We start from the raw sequence: 18,249 nt of genomic DNA, 5'->3' as shown, positions 1-18,249 counted from the left end.
GGCCAGTCCCATCGCATAGTCCACGTTGTAAAAATCGTAGATATACAGAAACCGGAAGAACACCTCCGCCTCGTCCAGACGCCCCCGCTGATAGAATCGATACGCATAGGCATAGATGCCATCCATCAAGTCCTGGGAGTACCCTGCATATCCTTGATGGTCACGCCAGCCTGAATTGCCTCAAGCATTGACGGCGTCATCTCTTCCAATTCAAATACATCGGAGTCACGCGTTTTTTGGGCCAGACCACATCCTCATACCGGTCAATGGTTAGCCAATCGATGCGGCGATGCAACACGATTCACTGTACGCTCCGCCCCACGGAACAACTTTCAAAAATCATGCGAAATACAATTGTTTGATTTGTCAACCCTCTGCGACATCCGGACGCACACGCTCGTCTGCGCTATCGTCCGGCACCACGTCCGGCAGGTTCGCGCGCTCCACCTCCCGCAACCACTTCAATACCTCGAATACTGGGGCCGACCTGAAAAATGGAAGTCAACGTTTCGTAAAATCGAGAAACGTTGGCTTGGATGAATCGAATTCCAAGGGCGGTCTATACGAAGGAGCTTCGCGACGAAGCGGTCAAGCTGGCGTTGACTGAGGGTGTTGGGGGTATCGGAAGCTTCCCGGCGGTTGTCGATTTCAACCAAGACGCTGGCAAACTGGGTACGCGCGGCGAAGGCCGGCAAGCTGAAAGATGTCGGTCGGCACCAGAAGCCACTGACAGAAGTGGAGGTCGAGCTGGCGCGGGCCAAGCGCGAACTGGCCGAGGTCAAAATGGAGCGCGATCGGCTAAAACGTCGAACCTGAATAATCTTGGATCGTATATGCGGCTCGCAGCCCTAATTTCGGCGCTCCACCGTTGCGTGCAACAGCGCCCGCACGTCACCGTGATCGGCGCGGGTCTGCCTTAGTTGCGAGGTCGCATGGGGGAAGCGAAGTCTTACGCCGAACGCTTGTTCGACTTTGTCGAGATCGGACCTCTCCCAATCGGCGAAGCCGAGCGCGCCATCACGGTTCCAGCCGAGGAGGAGGGCATCGATGTCGAGCCCGAAGCGGTCGCGCGCATCGTTCAAGAGACTTCAGGCTACCCCTATTTTTTGCAGGAATGGCGCAAGAGTGCATGGGATGTCGCAGACGCAAGCCCAGATTACACATGGCCGATGTCACCAAATGCCTCGGAGCTGGCCGTCGCAGCGTTGGACGAGAGCTTCTTCCGGGTCCGTTTCGATCGTCTCACGCCGACGGAGAAGCAGTATCTACGGGCGATGGCGGATCTTGGTCCAGGCCCGCGTCGGTCGGGGGATATAGCGCCCCGACTTGGCCGTAAAGTCGAGTCTCTTGGAGCGATTCGCAGCGGACCGATCAGCAAAGGCATGATCTGGAGTCCGACCTACGGAGATACAGCGTTTACCGTCCCGCTGTTAGACGAATTCATGAAGCGAATCATGCCGGAGTTCCGCGGCTGACTAGGATGAATGAAGCGTTGGCAGTTTATATTTTTTACATAAACTGCCAACGCTTCATCAAAGAAGTGCTTGATGCGGAGGGGCGGACTCAGCGTGGCGGCGTATCAGTCGACGCGCCTGGACTACTTCGCCGCGCAGCACGAAGTCCCATTGGACGGTCCGGACGCCCTGCGTCGGTAGCCATAGATTACTTCGTGGGACGCATTGATTGCAGCGCGTCGGCCTGGGAGCGCGCGCCGCTCAGTGCCTGCGGCCTGCGCAAATGAAACCGCAGCGGCTGCTCGCCCCGGGCGACCGACGCCGCTTCGTTGTCGGCGGCGCATCCGCAGCATCCATCACCGCACCCGCCATCGACCGTAGAGTTTCGCGTCAGCCGGCGCGCGAACCTGCACAACACGAAGCATGCGCTGCCAATCACAAGGATAGCGACCACCATGTACTGCCAACCGAATCCTGAACTCATGACAACGCCCTCGCAATCTGATAGGTCGCGAACGACGCGGTGTACGCCATCGCGAACATGTAGCCGAACGCGAGCGCGACGATGCGCCACGAACCGGTCTCGCGGCGAATCACGGCCAGCGTCGACATACATTGCGGGGCAAAAGCGAACCACACGAGCAGCGACAACGCACTGGCGAGCGAGAAATTGGCGGCGAGCGCATGACCGACGCTCGCGATGTCGGCGTCGCCGCCGCTCACCGCATAAACGGTCGCCAGTGCCACGACAGCGGTTTCGCGCGCGGCGAATGCGGGAATCAGCGACAGGCTGATCTGCCAGTTGAAGCCAAGTAGCGCGAACACGTGCTGCAGACCGCGGCCCAGATAGCCGGCGAACGTGTAGTCAATCGCTGGGCCGATGGCACCCGCCGGTGGCGACGGAAATGTCGAGATGAACCACATCAGCACGGTCAGTGCGAGGATCACGCCGGTCAGCCGCTTCATGAAGATCGAGCCGCGCTCCCATAGGCCGATCAAAACGTCGCGCGGCCGCGGCAGGCGATACGACGGCAGTTCCATCAGGAGTGCATGCTCGCCCGCGTGACCGCGCAGCTTCTTCATGATCCAGCCCACCAGCATCGCGCCGCCGATTCCAACAGCATACAGCGCGAACAGCACGATGCCCTGCAGGTTGAACAGGCCGAGCACGCGATGCGACGGAATGAATGCGCCGATCAGCAACGCATAGACCGGTAGGCGCGCGGAGCACGTCATCAGCGGTGCAACGAGAATCGTTGCAAGCCGATCGCGCGAGTCTGTGATGCTGCGCGTGCCGAGCACGCCGGGAATCGCGCACGCGAAGCTCGACAGCAGCGGAATAAACGAGCGTCCGGTAAGCCCGACTGACACCATCGTGCGGTCGAGCAGGAACGCGGCGCGCGGCAAGTAGCCCGACTCCTCCAGAACCAGAATGAACAGGAACAGCACCAAAATTTCGGGCAGAAAGCCGACCACCGTGCCGAGTCCACCGATCAGACCGTCGGTAATGAGACCGAGCAGCGGCCCGCTTGGCAGCCACGCCCCGGCCAGCGTGCCGAGCCACGCGAAGCCGTCACCGATTGCGTCGGTCATCGGCTTGCCAATCGAATAAACCGCCTGGAACACCAGGAACATCGCGGCAGCGAGTATGACGAGCCCGAGCACCGGATGCAGTGCCCAGCGGTCGATGAGGTCGTCGCGCGCGTCGGTAGCGCGCGGCATCTCGACCGCGGTGGCAAGCAGCGAGCGCACTCGCGCGTGAATCGCGTCCGGGCCGCTTCCGAGGTCCGGCGCAGGCGTTGTCTCGCGCTTGCCCGGATGCTCACGATCGAGCACGTCGACGAGCGGGCTCACGCCCTCGCGCCGGACTGCCACGGTCTGGACAATCGTCACGCCGAGTTCGCGCTCCAGCGCAGCGACATCGATGCGGATGCCGCGCCGCTCCGCGGCGTCCATCATGTTCAGCGCCAGCACGACCGGACGGCCGAGGCGCTGCACTTCGAGCACGAAGCGCAGGTGCAGGCGCAGATTGGTTGCGTCGACCACGCAGACCACGAGATCGGGTGGTATTTCGCCCGGATGGTAGCCCAGCAGCACGTCGCGCGTGATGCGCTCATCGGGGCTCGTCGAATCGAAACTGTAGGCACCCGGGAGGTCGAGCACTTGGATCTGCCGGCCGGACGGCGAGACATATTTCCCGAGCTTGCGCTCGACGGTGACGCCCGCATAGTTTGCGACCTTTTGGCGGCCACCCGTCAACTGGTTGAACAATGCAGTCTTGCCGCAGTTTGGACTGCCGACCAGCGCGACGCGCAATGCAGCGGAACTCATGAGCGGCCGGCCTCTCGGATGCTGACGCGCTCTGCTTCCGCGCGGCGCAGCGCGAAGCGGGTCGAACCGATTTGGATCAGGATCGGGTCGGCACCCCATGGCCCGCGCGCTACCACGCGCACCGGCTCGCCGGGCACGAAGCCGAGATCGCGCAGACGCTGCGCAATTGGGTCGTCCGGCTGTACGTCGTCGACATGGTCGACGAGGGCTGGCGTGTATTTCGTCAGGTTCGAGAGGCGCATCGCTGGCTAAAGTCCACCACAAACAATGAGAGTGATTCTCATTATATAAAGGGGCAGCGAGATGACAGCTACACGTTTTTGACCAATGCTCGAGGCATTTCGCCGCAGGCGCGCGCCGGATCGCATGAATGCCTACGCTTGCCTGAAACGCTCCATATAGAACCGGCCGACCGGCAGCACAACGCGGCCGCCATGCAGAAGAACGCGCAGACGGCCCGACAACGCAGGACTTCGTCAACCACTACGACACCGCGATGCTGCCAGCGCGGCTGCGTAAACCGAAAGATAGAGAGTAGGTTTCACATTGCACCTCGTCCGGTGGTTGGAGCGGCGATGAAGGTTGCTTGTGTTGCTTTGCGTTCACCCGTGCCTCTTACGAGTAGGACATCCCCCGCAGGTTCGTACAGGAAGCGGTGATCATTGCGCTCGCCGATGACGGCCGCCTTCCAGATGGCCGCGTAGAAGTTGAAGTTCGCCAGGGCCTCGGTCAGATCGGTCATTGCGGTACCGTCGAGCGTGTCGAGGGATGAGTGCCATGACTTTCGAGGCTGCTCGCACGGTATTCGGCGCGTAAATTGCTTGCCGAGATCGATTCCTAACGTGACCGAGTTCATGGCGACCTCCAAGGGTGGTAGCGCCACTACGATAAAAGAAGCGGGTGGACCATACCATTAGTGGCCGACCAGCTTGCTGATGGTTCGAAGTTCCGCACCTTGACGATCGTGGATGTCTTCACGAAAGAAACATTGGCCATCGAAGTTGGACAGCATTTGAGAGGCGAACACGCGGTGTCAGCATTGAATCATATCGCCGTCAGACGCGGAGCTCCGCGACACCTGTTCGTGGACAACGGCAGGAAATTCTCCGGGCGCCTGCTCGACATGTGGGCATATCACTGTCGCGCAAAAATCGACTACAGCCGCCCGGACAAGCCGACGGACAATTGCCACATCGAGACATTTAACGGATCATTCCGCGACGAGCGTTTGAACCTACATTGGTTCGAGACGCTGGGCGAAGCCAAAGCGATCATCGAGGTTTGGCGTCGGGATTACAACGAGAGCCGTCCTCACTCTGCGCTCAAAGAATTGGCACCAACTGAATTCGCCCGCCAGCTGGTGCTTTCGGTGGGTCCGGCTGGACCCGAAACACCGGAAAACTCGCCCTAGATCTGGTCTAGGAAGCCCGGGCGGATCACAGGTGTTATGTAGATCTTTCCTGATTGTCCAGCTTTTGCGGAGCCACAACATGCCGATTTCTCGCACCAACTTTCTATCATCCGCTTCTGCTCGTTCCCACCATTCGGGCACAAATTGGGGTGCTTACCCTCCTTCGCGATCCGATGTAGATGAGTCGGGCTTCGCGAGCAACAACGACTTTTCTGGATGGCGAGGCCACTTTTCAAGAGCGATCAATGGCTGTGTTAACGTGAGCTTCTCGTTCACGTCAGGTAGGCAATCAACCCGGCATGCGACTTTAAGCGCTACCCCCGCTCAGGGCCGGCGTGTTGTGAGGGCGGTGGAGACTGTACGAGGAGACGTGATAGGTCCTATTGACGAGCTTGCCGGGACGGTGACCGGAGACGTGCTGGGTTCGATCGGCAATTTGATTGGAATCGTCAGAGGCGATGTGAACGGAGACGTAGACCAACTGGCCGGGACCGTTGAAGGTGACGTCAACGGGAGCGTCAATCGACTCGACGGAACTGTCAGGGGAGACATCAATGGGAGCGTCAATCGACTCGACGGAACTGTCGGGGGGGACGTCAATGGAAGCGTCAATCGACTCGACGGAACTGTCAGGGGAGACATCAATGGGAGCGTCGATCGACTCGACGGGACTGTCGGGGGGGACGTCAATGGAAGCGTCACTCAACTCGGCGGAATCGTCAGGGGCGACATCAATGGGAACGTCAATTGGATCGACGGAGCGGTTGGAGGAGATGCCATCGAAGGTCTTCATCATCCATCCGGGATGTCACGTGGGGAGAGCATCGTCGGTTCGATTCGCCAGAGTGATCAGTCGGGCGCATCGGTTCTTGTCGGCGTTCCAGGGTTGTTGGGGGAGCAGAACCTCTCATCGTCGCTGGGCCGCGGTGAGCGGATCGCGCAATCCGCTGTTCCGGATGTGAGTGACACGTGTGGTCCTGATGGTCGCGCGAATCGTCGCGATTCGAATGCGTCACGGGTCGACGCAAGGCCCAGTGCACCCCACAATGCGCTAATGCTGGCGGTCAGCCGCTGGACATCTGGGTGCGACCACGTAGCGACTCAATGGTCTCATTTCGACGACGAACGCAACGCGTGCAATTTTGCGACGCTGCTCGACCGTCTTGACAAGACTGCGGAAGCACTGAATGGCGGCGCGCGCACGTTGCTGGCGCAACGGATCTGTGACGTGCTGGATGAGCTTGGTCGTTCGGCTGAGCTGAGGTCGACCTGTTTTGCTATCGCGGAAGACGCGCTCGGTGCGTGTGCTGATCGCGTGGCATTGGGCTTCGAGTATGTCGAGGACGCGATTGTCAATCACAAGGCATCCCGGGGGGATTTTTCCCAACAGGCACTGCTTCGACTCGGCAAGCAGAAGTTCCGGCAGGCCGTCGTAGAACGCATCGCCAGGGAAAAGTGCACACCAGGATCCGATCCGGTGGAAGTCCACCTGGCCTACCGCACACAACTGAAGGAGCCTCTCGACCTTCCCGGCAAGTCGATCCACATGCTTCATCGGTTTGCTGCACGAGTGAGTCAAAAAGACTTGATCCAGGCGATCGCGACGGTACGGCGTCTAGAGGCAAGTGAAGAGTTACGAGAGTTTTTGTGTAAGTATGAACCGTGGAAGGAGCATCTGAAACGAACACACGTCGATGCGTTCACGCGTTGGTTGGCGCCAGTGGTGGCGAATATGGACAAATTGTCGGTTCCGCCTGCTGATATGAGCGACGGCGAATATAAGAAAAAATGTGATGAGTTGGCCGAGCTGCACAAAAGCCTCGAAGATAACGTCGTGCGCGCATTGACTGCGAGTTGTTTATGACTTGACCCAATTCTCGGCATCTCGTCATGATTGCAGTGGCGGGCGCACGTACAATTGTCAGTGGATATTCTCGAATTTCGAGCAAAGAATTGAGTTGAGCACTCATTTTTTGGCAATATTATCCATAATTTGTGAAGATCGCACTCGCTTTCGAGAGGATATAAGCGTGAAATTAGTAGAATTTCATTATTGAAGCGGCGGCTGAGCTGCTCGTTAGCTGCGCGCTTCTGATTAATCAACCTCCGAATAGCATAGCAAACCGATTGATTGCGGATGGCCAGTCGCCTTACACGTACAGTCATGGCCAGGATATTGAGTCAATGCTCAAGGTAGCGTGATGGCAGCCTTGTCATCCGTGATGTAATCGCAATTCTTGATATACATTGGCCGGAGCTTGAGCTGGCGGTCGTCGGGTGCTGCCTCTTGAGCGGTTTGTGAAATTCGAGACGGAAGGGGAGTGTTCTAATTCCTTTGGAATAGCTGTGAGGATTGTGGAAGTCTATTGACGTCGCTTGATGCGGCAAGCGACTCTGGTTCACTTCGTCAAGAATCTATTTGCCATCGCAAGACATGATACAGACAGGGGCCTGGTGCAGGAACACGGCGCACCTGTTCGGTCTGTTCCTCTTAGTGAAACTGTTGATCGCGCGAAGTTGGCTTCGGTTGATGCATGGAAGTAATTCGTCATCCGTGTCGGAAACGCGAAAAATGCCGTGTGTCTTTGGTCAAAATCCCCAGAATTGGGCGGCACGTAGCCTCGGCATCCGGCCAATCGCGGGCTGGCGTCGCCGACAACTTCACGCGATTGCCTATTAAACGGTGATCCCCTATGGCTTGTATCTCAAGCGTCGTTTCGAGTGATGGGCGGGTCGCATCGTGTTCGCATCGGGGCAAAAACGACCCGCTCGTTCAGCAGGACCGCTTGTTGGATAATCCGCCGGATATCATGACATTTCAAAAGTTTGAAGTGTCTGATGGGGGGCGGATCATGTTGTTCTTTTCGGGTGGGCGTCGCATGCAACTGACTGCGGACCACTTTGGGGGCGGGCAGTATGATTTGACGGAGTTTGAAGCAGGGCGGTTGTTGTGCGTGACCGTCGGCGGTGACAATACGCTACTTCATCGACTCACGTGCACTAATGCTGACAATATCGGTGTGGATGAGGCGGCCTGCATCCACGCGCTGCTGAATCGGGCTCGGCATGACGAGGCGGATTTGGGGGGAGTTGCGTCGATTTATGCAAAGGTGAGCGAGGCCTACCGACGAGCGGGCTGCGATGAAGCACACGACCCAGATCAGCGAATTGCGTTTTGCGAGGAGGCGGCCGTCATCGCCATGCAGGCAGCGCAGTCATACGAACTGGCAAAGAGGCCCTTGAATGCAGCCGCATCATACGAACAGGTAGCCTCGGCATATCGTCTGATCGCGGAAATTAGTCAAATGGCTCAGCTCGAGGAGGGCTCGCTAGCGCTGGTGAAAGAGATGCATGCCGGGGCCAGCAAGCTGGCGTACAAGTCTTACCGAAGCACTCTTGACGAAGAGGTCGTTGACTCCGATGGCAATTGCTTTTTCGAGGCGCTTAACAAATCGGGAGATTTAGGTCGAGGTGCGAGTACGCTTCGATCCGAAGCGGTCAGAGAACTGCGATCAAACGAGGGGAGTTATGCGCCTTTTGTGGTTGGCAACGATGTCGAGTCGCTCGCTTTAAAATTGGTGCGTGAAGGAGAATGGGAAAAGGGCGATATTGTTCCATATTTGTTGGCGAATGTATTGCGTCGCCCAATTAGAATTTTGGATAAGTGTCGCGAAACGGTGTTTACTGTGCACCCCAGTGCGAGTGATGGCGGTGAGCCAATTACAATCTTCTATAATGGAACAAGTCATTACAATGCGGCTGTACCCAATCAAGCGGTTGAATTGACTGGCGACCTGCTAAGCCACTTTTCAGATAACGTGTGCGGATCGCAAGTGGGGCGCGAGCGGAAGATCTCGGGTACGGTGAGCGACCGCTACGACCTTTCACGCTTTGTGAACGTTCAGGCCTCGACTTTTAATGCGGCCATAAAGGAACTGCGCAACGGATGTAAGGAATCGCACTGGATGTGGTACATGTTTCCCCAGCTCAAGGGGCTCGGGATGAGTGACAACGCTAAGCGGTTCGCGATTGGTTCGTTGTCGGAGGCTATCAGCTACTTGTCGCATCCCGAGCTGGGTAAGCGTATAACGGAAATGACTGAGGCCGTAAATCAAATAAAAGGACGGTCGATTCAAGAAATTTTTGGCGTCGTGGATGCAATGAAATTTCATTCATCGATGACATTGTTCTCGATGGCGGCTGCCGACAGTGGAAGCGTATTCGCTACCGCGCTAGAGAAGTATTTTGGCGGAAAGCGAGACGAAAAGACAGTGGATTTGCTCAACGCTCGGTTACTAGGAGGTTGAGTGAGAAGGGGGTATCGGCGACTTTACCTTGGCTCGAACTTGCGTCCAAAAGAGGGCGCTCGCTGCGAGGTGAAGTTCAACCCGTTTGAGGGTCGGCAGGAACGGGAACGTGGTAAGCACGATTCTCCGCCATCGGTCTGAAACCGGACCCGTGGCAGGTGAGCCGCAAGGCGAGCTGTTGGAGGAGCAGACAAGAGAATGCGGGAAAATCGAATGCCGGGCTGTGATCGCCCAAATGCGGGTTCAAATTTTGCCCTGGCCTGAAAAGGTGCAGACCACCGCGTGGTGCAGTTGTCGCAAGTCCACGTTTGAGATTCACCGAGGGGAATCTTGTGAGAGACTGGTATGACTACGGTTCAGCGCCCTTCGTCTCAGTGATGAGGCGAATCAACAACTGGATGCTGGCGAAGTGCTCGTGCAGTTGGCGAGGCCGGCGTCAGCGCGACGCTTCATGCTGTGCTCGAGCCGTATGCAGGGGAACGCTCGCACGTATGGTTCTTCGGGGGGTGCCCCTATATGTTTCGTCAAGCGTTAGGGGCTGACTTGGGTTGGTAAATGGTGCCGTCACGCAGCATGGCGAACAGGACGTCGCAGCGTCGCCGTGCGAGCGCGATGAGCGCTTGGTTATGACGCTTGCCTTGCTGGATCTTGCGCGAGTAATAGGCCCGCGAGACTGGGTCCCGCAAGGCCGCGAAGGCGGAGAGGAACAAGGCACGCTTGAGTACCTTGTTGCCACGTCTGGATGGATGTTCGCCACGTATCGATGAGCCGGAGCGTCGGGTGACCGGGGCAAGGCCAGCGTAGGCTGCTAGGTGTGCAGCCGAAGCGAACACCTTATGGGCAACCTCGGTTAGGAGTCTGGCGGCGGTCCTGACGCCGACTCCCGGCATGCTGGTCAGGACCGGCCAAAGAGGGTGAGCAAGCACCAGTCGTTCAACTTCGGCAGCGACCTCGTCGCGTTGCTGACGCAAGGCCGCAAGCTGCCGGGCCAAACGGGGCATGACGATGGTGGCGGCTTGCGTGCCGGGCACGGTCACGGCTTGTTCGCTTAGTGCCTGAACGATCTCGGCCGCCAAGCCTTTGCCCATGCGAGGAGCGAGCTTGGTCAGGCGATTGGCGAGCGACTTCTCGCTGGCGCTGGCAAGCGCGACGGGCGACGGATAGCGCTCAAGCAGATCGAGTACCGCGGGATGGTCAAGGCGCGGTCCGAGAACACGCTCAAGCGCCGGATGGATCTGAGTAAGCAGGCCGCGAATGCGGTTGCTGGTTTGCGTGACCTGAGCGGCGAGGTCGTCATCGAAGCCGCAGAGCATGGTGAGCTCGGCGAGTTGCTCGTCGGCCAGTCGAAGCGAGCGCAGCGTATGCGGCATCGAGCGAGCGGCTTCGGCGATGATCGCGGCGTCTCGGGCATCGGTCTTGGCTTCGCCGGCGTGCAGATCAGCGATGCGGCGCATGGCCAGTCCGGGCAGATAGGCGACGAGTACGCCTTCGGCGCGGGCAACGGCCACTGGCAGCGCGCCGATGGTGGAAGGCTGATCGACGACGAACAGCAATCGACCGTGAGTCTTGAGTTCGGCGATGAGGGCTCGCAGCTTGACCTCGTCGTTAGGTAGCGCCTTGTTGTACAGACGCTTGCCGTTCCGATCGAGCGCAACGGCGTGATGCTGGCCTTTACCGACATCGACGCCGACGAAGACATCGACGGCACCATGTTGTTGAGTGTCTTGCATCGAAGTATGAGCAGAGTGAACGGATTGGCCTGCAACAACGGTGGCAAGTCTCGGCATCCACGTTACGGACGGCGTCGGGATATCCCGGCCAAACCCCTATCAGCGATCACCAGCCACCCACCAGGCCCGGTGACAACACCCCCCGGATCATGACTGCGACTGGGGGCGGGAATCATGCCGGGCCTGGCTGGCCAAAGCCCCAATTATCGGGGCGTAAAGATAGTAACGGGGGCGCGTTTCCGCAAGGAGACGGGGCTATCCAATTTTGCGACCCTGAACCGCCTTTCGCATTGGCGCTAGTGCAACGGCTGCTTTCACGATGAAACCGCCATCCGCACCATCAAGCTGGTGCGGCGAGTCGTAGGTGCTTTGGGGCCATTCGCTTTTAGTAAAACAGCCCCTTAAAATCTCCCGAATCACGGGTTGACAATACTTTTTGTCTACCTAATATGAATCGAGCGCGGCACGTTCGTTATCGTTGGGTCGATAAAGAACCAGATTGTCGATTGACCATCTGAGTCGTGTGAACCGAGGATTTCGATCGGTGATACGGAGAAGATTTCGCATTGCTTGGGATGCGCCTCCGATGTGCATGTCGAGTGAAGCGACAGGATGTACCTTGAAAGGACGGGGGCGTTTGGGTCGTTCGCAAACGCATAGTCAACGAAGCGGGGTCTACTGATGTCGGCGAAGAAAAATGAATACGCCTGGTCAGCCGTGGACGTTGGTGAAACACATTCTCGCGGACGATCGAGAGCTCGGCGCCGCGCGCGCTTATTGCCAGTCTCTGCTCGATGCACCCACACATCGCCTGCCGCTGATCGCGTATCGGGAGGATAGTGCGCAAGGCCGGCGTCTCGTGCGTATCGAACGCTTTGCCGAAGACTTCGCTGAGCGGACCGGGATCGACCTGCATGCGCGCTGCAATGCGCTCGCGCGAGCGCTGTTCGAGCGTCCCTGCCTGCTGTTCAAGGACAAGATCAATTTTCGCTACCCGGCCTCGCCAGGCTTCAGGGCGCATCAGGATGCCGCCGCGGGCTGGAACCGCTATGCGTCGCATTACGCGACCGTTGCCGTGCTGATCGAGGCGTCCCAACCTGACAGCGGCGGCTTTGAATTCGCGACCGGGGCATCGCCTGGATTTCTTTATCCGAATCTGAACGGTCAACTCGACGACGCACTCTTCGCGTCGCTGTGCCCGCAACCACTCGATGTCGAAGCAGGTGACGGACTGCTATTTGACGGTTATGCACCGCATCGGACATATGCAAACAGAACGGGACGTGTTGTTCCACATCTTTTTCTCACGTTCAATTGCGCCGACGAGGGTGATTTTCGCGACCGCTATTACGCGGAGAAGATCGCGGGCATGACATCGCACGGTGACGGCTACGCGTTCCGACTGTTCGATTTCGGTCCCGAAGGAGCCATGCGATGACACGCTTCGTCGGCAATATCAGGGTCGAGTTTCTTGACCCCGCGCAGCGCTCGGACGTCGTCTACCGGGGCCTCGAAACCGCGCTGTCGGCGAAGGATTCCCGACGTTTTCAGCGTGTGATGCTGGTGTCCCCCGGGGCGATCCTGTACCGCGGCGACCTGCCTCGCTGCACCTATCCATTGGGACTGGGCTATCTCGGCGCGATGCTCGAGCGCAATGGCTATGACGTACGGCTGCTCGACTGTCTGGTTGAGGGCTACGACCAGGTCGAACCCGTCGACAACGCAGGCGAGTTCGTTCGCTACGGTCTCGGTGCCCAGTCGATCCGCGACGCGCTGCGCCGGTGGGAGCCTGAGGTGATCGGCGTGTCCAGCATTTTCTCGAACCAGTCCGACATCATCGAGGAAATCTTCCGGATCGCGCGCGATACGGTTCCCGACGCGCTTCTGATCACGGGGGGCGCCCACGCACGATATTTTCCGGAGCAGTATCTCGAGTCGCTTGACGCCGACGCGGTTTTCCTCGGCGAATCGGAAAACACGATCGTGGAATTCCTCGACTGGGCGAACGGCGCCCGACCACTCGAGAGCCTGCAAGGCATCGTCGTGCGGCAGCGCAGCGTCAACCGGATCTTCTCGAACAAGTCGATGCCGCTCATCAAGGTTGCGCGAACGTGTTCGACCGACCCGATCGCCGACCTCGACGTCATTCCCTATCCGGCCTGGCACCTCTACAACATGGAGCGTTACTTCGAAATCGGCGCCTATCAATCGCCCTATACGGTCGGATCGCGTGTGGCTCAGCTCTACACGAGTCGAGGATGTACCGCGAAATGCTCGTTCTGCACGACGACCAACTTCTGGGGCGGCAAGCTGCGCCGTCGCAGCCCGGACAACGTAGTAAATGAAATCCGTTCGCTCGTTGAGCACTACGGAATCGACGAGTATCACATACAGGACGACAACATCACGAACGACAAAGAGCATGCGCGCACGTTGTTTCGTGCGCTGGCCGACGTCAAGCTTCCGTGGTGCACACCGCAAGGAACCGCGCTTTGGCGCATGGACGAAGGCTTGCTCGATCTGATGCGCGACGCGGGGTGTTACCAAATCACGTTCGCGATCGAAAGCGGCGTGCAGCGCGTGCTGACTGAGCTGATCCGCAAGCCGCTCGATCTCGCGCGCACGCGTCATCTCGTGAGATACGCGCGGGATATCGGGCTCGACGTACATGGCTTCTTCATCATCGGCATGCCGCCGATGTTTGGCTGCGATGGCGAAACGATCGACGAAATGCGCGAAACCTATCGCTTCGCATGCGACGCGGGCTTCACCAGCGCATCGTTTTTCACGGCAACGCCGATCGTCGGTTCGGAACTGTTGACGGAATGCTTGCGCCAAGGATTCGTCGCCCCGGACACACCGCTTTATAAAATGTCGTACAAGCAGGGGTTGATCGAAGTTCCCGGCCTCTGGGCCGGCACTGAGATCGCCGCACTCGCACACGAATTCAACATGTCGTTCAACAGAGGGAGTGTCAAGCATGGACGCCGATTCTGGAGCGAGCAGCAATACTGAATGTGATGGCGAAGGTACGCGGACGCGGCCGGTCGTCTACGTCGCGATGTGCGCGGACGTGTTCCATGATGGTCACGTGAACGTGCTGCATCATGCGTCGACCTACGGCGACGTGATCGTTGGATTGATGACCGACGAGGCGATCGCGAGCTACAAGCGGATGCCGCTCTTCTCGTTCGAGCAGCGGCGTGCGGTCGTCGCGAACAGTGTCTGGGTCAAGGATGTCGTGCCGCAGACGACACTCGACTTCCGCCACAATCTACGCAAGCTTCGGCCCGAATTCGTTGTGCATGGCGATGACTGGCGCGAAGGCGCACAGCGCGATACGCGTGCACAAGTTGTCGAGGTGTTGCGCGAATGGAATGGCACACTGATCGAAATACCCTATACGCACGGCGTATCGTCGACCTATGCCCAGCAGCGCATCCGCCGAAACGGTATCGCACCGAGCGAGCGGCAGGCGCGTTTGCGCCACGCACTGCGCGTACGCCCGCTGATTCGCGTGCTCGAGGCGCATAGCCCGCTCACTGCACTGATTGTCGAGCGCGCGCAGGTTCGGGACGGTGGAGGCGTTCGCGAATTCGACGCGATCTGGTCGAGCAGCCTGACGGACTCGACAGTGCGCGGCAAGCCGGACATCGAGGTCGTGGATCTGTCGATGCGGCTGCAAACGATCAACGAGATGTTTGACGTGACGATGAAGCCACTCGTTTACGATGCGGACAGCGGCGGTCTGCCCGAGCATTTCGTGTTCACGGTGCGTGCGCTTGAGCGTGTCGGCGTGTCGGCCGTCGTGATCGAAGACAAGGTTGGCCTCAAGCGCAATTCCTTGTCGTCCGGCGTATCCGCCCAGAGCCAGATCGCCATCGGGGAATTTTGCGAGAAGATTGCCGCCGGCAAGGATGCGCAGGTTGACGACGCGTTCATGATCGTGGCACGGATCGAAAGCTTCATCCTGGGCGCGGGGCTTGATGATGCACTTCAACGCGCGCTTGCGTATGCTCAGGCGGGCGCCGACGCGGTATTGATCCACAGCCGCAATCACCAACCCGTCGAGGTACTGGACTTCTGTCGTGCGTTTCGGCTCGTCGACGCGCGGACGCCGATCTTTGCGATCCCGTCAACCTATGACATCGTCAGCGAGCACGATCTCGAGGTCGCCGGCGTAAACGGCGTCATTTACGCCAATCACCTGCTGCGCGCTGCGTATCCGGCAATGACGGCTGCCGCCGAGTCCATATTGCGTCATGGACGCGCGCACGAATGCGCGCGTACGGGCGCGAGTCTGCATGACATTTTGTCCGTGGTGGCCGGCAATACGGCCGATGCCGGCGTGCGGGCCGATGCGGTGCCAAGGACCGGCGAAATCGTGTAAAGAGGTGGACCGACATGTCCGTACACCTGTCGCTCGTATTTCCCGGCGCCGCCGCGCACGTTCCGCAGCTCGCTCGCGAACTTGTCGCACGGCGGATCGCGGTGCTTCGCGGCCCTCGCTCGTTCGAACTGAGCGATGCGCAGGCATTGCTGCATCTCGGGGCCATGACGTGCGATCGCGTCGACTACATCGTCGCCGACGCTTCCCCCACGCTGGAATCGATCGAGATGGCCGGCGCGTTCTTTGCGGGGAGCGGCGCGGACACGATTCTTGCGATAGGCGGCGGGGCTGTCATTGATACGGCGAAAGGTGTCAGGCGGATCGCCGCATGTCCGCACTTGTGCGCCGCCGATGCGCTGCGTATGCGCGGCGGGTCTACCCGACGGCTTCCTGCTTGCATCGCGGTGCCAACCACGGCTGGCACCGGAAGTGAAGTCACACCGTTCGCGACATTCTATGTCGGGGGCGTCAAGCATTCGGTCGACCATCCGGACGCCATGCCGGACCGCGCCGTAGTCGATGCGCGATTGACGGGCAGCCTCGACGCGCGCCAGACGGCCTGCTCCGGTGTCGACGCAATCTGTCACGGTATCGAGTCGATGTGGTCACGCGCGGCGACGACGGAAAGCATCACGTATGCGAGCGACGCGCTGACGCTCTGCGGCAGATATCTCGGCGACGCGATTCGCGAGGGTGACGCCAACGCACGTGCCGCCGTCATGTACGCTGCGCATCTGTCCGGCCGCGCGATCGCGATCACCCGCACGACCGCGGCGCATGCGCTGTCTTACGCGCTGACGGCGCGGTTCGGTATCCCGCATGGTCATGCGGTCGGTCTGTTCATGGGACCGGTGCTCGCCGAACACGCACGCGAGGTTCATCGCGGCAAGGGCATAGCCGAATATCAGGAGACGATCCTGGCACGCCTCGCGTTGCCGAATGCGCGCACGCCACGGCAGCGATGGGAGGCGCAATTGCGTGAATGGGGGCTGCCGGCAACGCTCGCGGAGGTCGGCGTCCCACGCTCGGCCTACGCGGAGCTCATTGCGGAGGTGAATCTCGAACGGCTCGCCAATCATCCGGTACGCCTCGATCTGCAGCATTTGCTCGATGCGTTGTAAATACGGGCCGGTGATCGATTCCGATCCAGACGATCGGCCCGCAACGCGGCATTTGCCCCCGCCGCGTTGATCAGCGGACCATTTCACGGGGGCATGGAGAGCAAGTGATGAGCAAGCAACCCGAAGTGGTACATGCGAATTTCGATTTGTTCCAGAAGGAGGCGTCGACCCTGATCGGGTCGTTCTCGGAGGCGATCTCGCGCGTCGGCAGGGGGGCCGCGCCCAATCAGGCAGTGCTCAAGCAGGTGCTCGAGGCCTCGCTCGCGAACACACTGGCGTCGCTCGCGGCGTCATTGGCGACGTCGATCTCCCACGTGTCGCGTGCCGATTCGTTCGCGAACAATGTAGGTCGTTTGCGGGAGCGTGTGCAGTCGCAAAGCAATTTGTTGATCAAGGCAAGCGAGATCAAGTGAAAGACGCGGCCTGGTTGAACCCGGGCCGCACTTGTGAGAGCACGCTCATCATGACCTCCGATTCGGGCGCGTTTCAGGCATTCTTGCGTCAGCAGATCGAACGGGAGCAAGCGCCCGTCTACAAGCCGATTCGCCGGCTGTCGACGCGCCTGTCGTGGCGTCTCGCGAAAGCGAACGTCCACCCCAACCTGCTGACGTTTCTCGGTGCGCTCGCGGCGCTCGCCGCCGCGACCCTGATGTCGTACGGTCAGCATGGCGCGATGCTGGCGGCAGCGGTGCTTATCGCGGTCGCGTATCTGTTCGACTGCATGGACGGTGAAGTTGCGCGAGCCGGCAGCCGCGCGTCCGCGCTCGGCGGGCAGCTCGATCAGCTTTCGAATTGGGTGACGCTCGTCGCACTGCAGATCGGGCTGGCACTCGGTGCCTCCGTGCAGTCCGGCAACCCGTCGATGGCGACATGGGGAATGTTTGCCGTGGCCGGCTGGTGCACGTTTTATTACCTCTACCTGCAACTCGCGAGCTGGGTGCCAGCCGACGGCCGATTTGCGCTGCTGCGCAAGTTGTCGCGCATTCTCTTCGCGACGATGCCGCTCGACGAGAATCTCGTGCTGCTTGCGGCGATCACGGGCCACGCGAAAATCGGCATCGTGGTATCGGCGATGCTGTCGCTGACGCTGTCGGCGGTAGTTTGCGCGACCTTCATTGCAGGCATGATCGCATCGACGCGCGAGACGCCCCAGGCGGATGCAGCATCAGCGGCTCCCCCCTCCTGACGTGGCAATCCGGGCGGCAGAAGGGATTTCCGGGAGCGGCATCGACGTGGCAGGTTCAACGGACATGACTACCCGCATCTTGTGCCTGCTACCCGTTCGCAACGGCGCGGAGCACCTGCAGGCCTACTTAGATAACGTTAGACTCTTCGCATCCGGCATCGTCGCGCTGAACGATGGAAGTACGGACCAGGCGCTCGACCTGCTGAGCAGGGAGGCACTTCCAGACGCATCGCCCCGGATGTGCGCCGGTCGCGCGCCCGCCGTTTCCTCGCTATCGACAGCGTGAGCGAGGCTCGCAACCGATCCGCGGCGCGCAAAG

General features: G+C 59.6%; 14 protein-coding genes and 2 pseudogenes. 11 read left to right on the top strand and 5 right to left on the bottom strand.

Translation table 11 applies throughout. The features are described 5' to 3' along the window. Positions 1-126 (bottom strand): tetratricopeptide repeat protein (locus tag WS49_RS36420; RefSeq protein ID WP_306453910.1); only part of this gene is annotated, 126 nt, incomplete at its 3' end. A 410-nt stretch (positions 127-536) separates the two neighbouring features. On the opposite strand from WS49_RS36420, the pseudogene WS49_RS33965 reads away from it, so the two are divergent. Both WS49_RS33965 and WS49_RS21620 read left to right on the top strand, forming a co-directional pair. After that, positions 537-807 (top strand): annotated as a pseudogene (locus tag WS49_RS33965) (transposase); the annotation flags it as partial. A 125-nt stretch (positions 808-932) separates the two neighbouring features. Continuing rightward, the gene (locus WS49_RS21620) at positions 933-1,475 is read left to right on the top strand and encodes a hypothetical protein (protein ID WP_059533155.1); all 543 of its coding nucleotides are present in this window, start codon (positions 933-935) and stop codon (positions 1,473-1,475) included. A gap of 459 nt (positions 1,476-1,934) precedes the next feature. Here WS49_RS21620 and feoB read toward each other — a convergent pair whose 3' ends face one another. From feoB to WS49_RS21600, 3 genes are all read right to left on the bottom strand, one after another. Next, positions 1,935-3,785 carry a ferrous iron transporter B gene (gene feoB, locus WS49_RS21610; RefSeq protein ID WP_059533151.1) on the bottom strand — a complete coding sequence of 617 codons (1,851 nt, stop codon included), beginning with the start codon at positions 3,783-3,785 and terminating at the stop codon, positions 1,935-1,937. Then, the gene (locus WS49_RS21605) at positions 3,782-4,027 is read right to left on the bottom strand and encodes a FeoA family protein (RefSeq protein ID WP_059533149.1); all 246 of its coding nucleotides are present in this window, start codon (positions 4,025-4,027) and stop codon (positions 3,782-3,784) included. Before WS49_RS21605 ends, feoB begins: the two co-directional genes overlap by 4 nt. A 299-nt stretch (positions 4,028-4,326) precedes the next feature. After that, positions 4,327-4,641: a hypothetical protein gene (locus tag WS49_RS21600; RefSeq protein ID WP_156437257.1), complete on the bottom strand. Its 315-nt coding sequence runs from the start codon at positions 4,639-4,641 to the stop codon at positions 4,327-4,329. A 45-nt stretch (positions 4,642-4,686) separates the two neighbouring features. Between WS49_RS21600 and WS49_RS33960 the strand changes: the two are divergent. The 3 genes and pseudogenes from WS49_RS33960 to WS49_RS36535 all read left to right on the top strand — a co-directional run. After that, positions 4,687-5,196: pseudogene (locus tag WS49_RS33960) on the top strand (integrase core domain-containing protein); the annotation flags it as partial. Positions 5,197-5,566: 370 nt separating this feature from the next. Further along, positions 5,567-7,060 (top strand): NEL-type E3 ubiquitin ligase domain-containing protein, encoded by a 1,494-nt coding sequence (locus WS49_RS33955; protein WP_175981892.1) that lies wholly within the window; start codon positions 5,567-5,569, stop codon positions 7,058-7,060. Positions 7,061-7,985: 925 nt separating this feature from the next. Then, the gene (locus WS49_RS36535) at positions 7,986-9,503 is read left to right on the top strand and encodes a DUF1810 family protein (protein ID WP_373557201.1); all 1,518 of its coding nucleotides are present in this window, start codon (positions 7,986-7,988) and stop codon (positions 9,501-9,503) included. Between the two features lie 524 nt (positions 9,504-10,027). On the opposite strand, the gene WS49_RS21580 is transcribed toward WS49_RS36535, so the two are convergent. Beyond that, positions 10,028-11,233, bottom strand: a complete 1,206-nt coding sequence (locus tag WS49_RS21580) for an IS110-like element ISBma3 family transposase (protein WP_059533142.1) — start codon at positions 11,231-11,233, stop codon at positions 10,028-10,030. 697 nt (positions 11,234-11,930) lie between these two features. Here WS49_RS21580 and WS49_RS21575 point away from each other — a divergent pair. The 6 genes from WS49_RS21575 (at position 11,931) to WS49_RS21550 (ending at position 17,930) form a co-directional block, all read left to right on the top strand. Beyond that, entirely contained in the window at positions 11,931-12,671 is a 741-nt protein-coding gene (locus tag WS49_RS21575) for a phytanoyl-CoA dioxygenase family protein (RefSeq protein WP_082722099.1), read from the top strand. Next, the gene (locus WS49_RS21570) at positions 12,668-14,248 is read left to right on the top strand and encodes a B12-binding domain-containing radical SAM protein (protein WP_059533139.1); all 1,581 of its coding nucleotides are present in this window, start codon (positions 12,668-12,670) and stop codon (positions 14,246-14,248) included. Before WS49_RS21575 ends, WS49_RS21570 begins: the two co-directional genes overlap by 4 nt. Next, positions 14,214-15,623 (top strand): phosphoenolpyruvate mutase, encoded by a 1,410-nt coding sequence (gene aepX, locus WS49_RS21565; RefSeq protein WP_082722100.1) that lies wholly within the window; start codon positions 14,214-14,216, stop codon positions 15,621-15,623. Before WS49_RS21570 ends, aepX begins: the two co-directional genes overlap by 35 nt. A gap of 14 nt (positions 15,624-15,637) precedes the next feature. Further along, positions 15,638-16,744, top strand: a complete 1,107-nt coding sequence (locus tag WS49_RS21560; RefSeq protein WP_059533137.1) for a phosphonoacetaldehyde reductase — start codon at positions 15,638-15,640, stop codon at positions 16,742-16,744. A gap of 107 nt (positions 16,745-16,851) precedes the next feature. After that, entirely contained in the window at positions 16,852-17,157 is a 306-nt protein-coding gene (locus WS49_RS21555) for a hypothetical protein (RefSeq protein WP_059533135.1), read from the top strand. Positions 17,158-17,207: 50 nt separating this feature from the next. Beyond that, complete coding sequence (locus WS49_RS21550; RefSeq protein WP_059533133.1) at positions 17,208-17,930, top strand: CDP-alcohol phosphatidyltransferase family protein; 723 nt, start codon at positions 17,208-17,210, stop codon at positions 17,928-17,930. The last annotated feature ends 319 nt before the right edge of the window (positions 17,931-18,249 follow it).

Source organism: Burkholderia sp. RF7-non_BP4 (assembly GCF_001521935.1).
In the GTDB taxonomy this organism is placed as follows: Bacteria; Pseudomonadota; Gammaproteobacteria; order Burkholderiales; family Burkholderiaceae; genus Burkholderia; species Burkholderia diffusa.
Note: the sequence above shows the minus strand (reverse complement) of the source record. Positions and strands in the feature narration are given on the sequence as shown.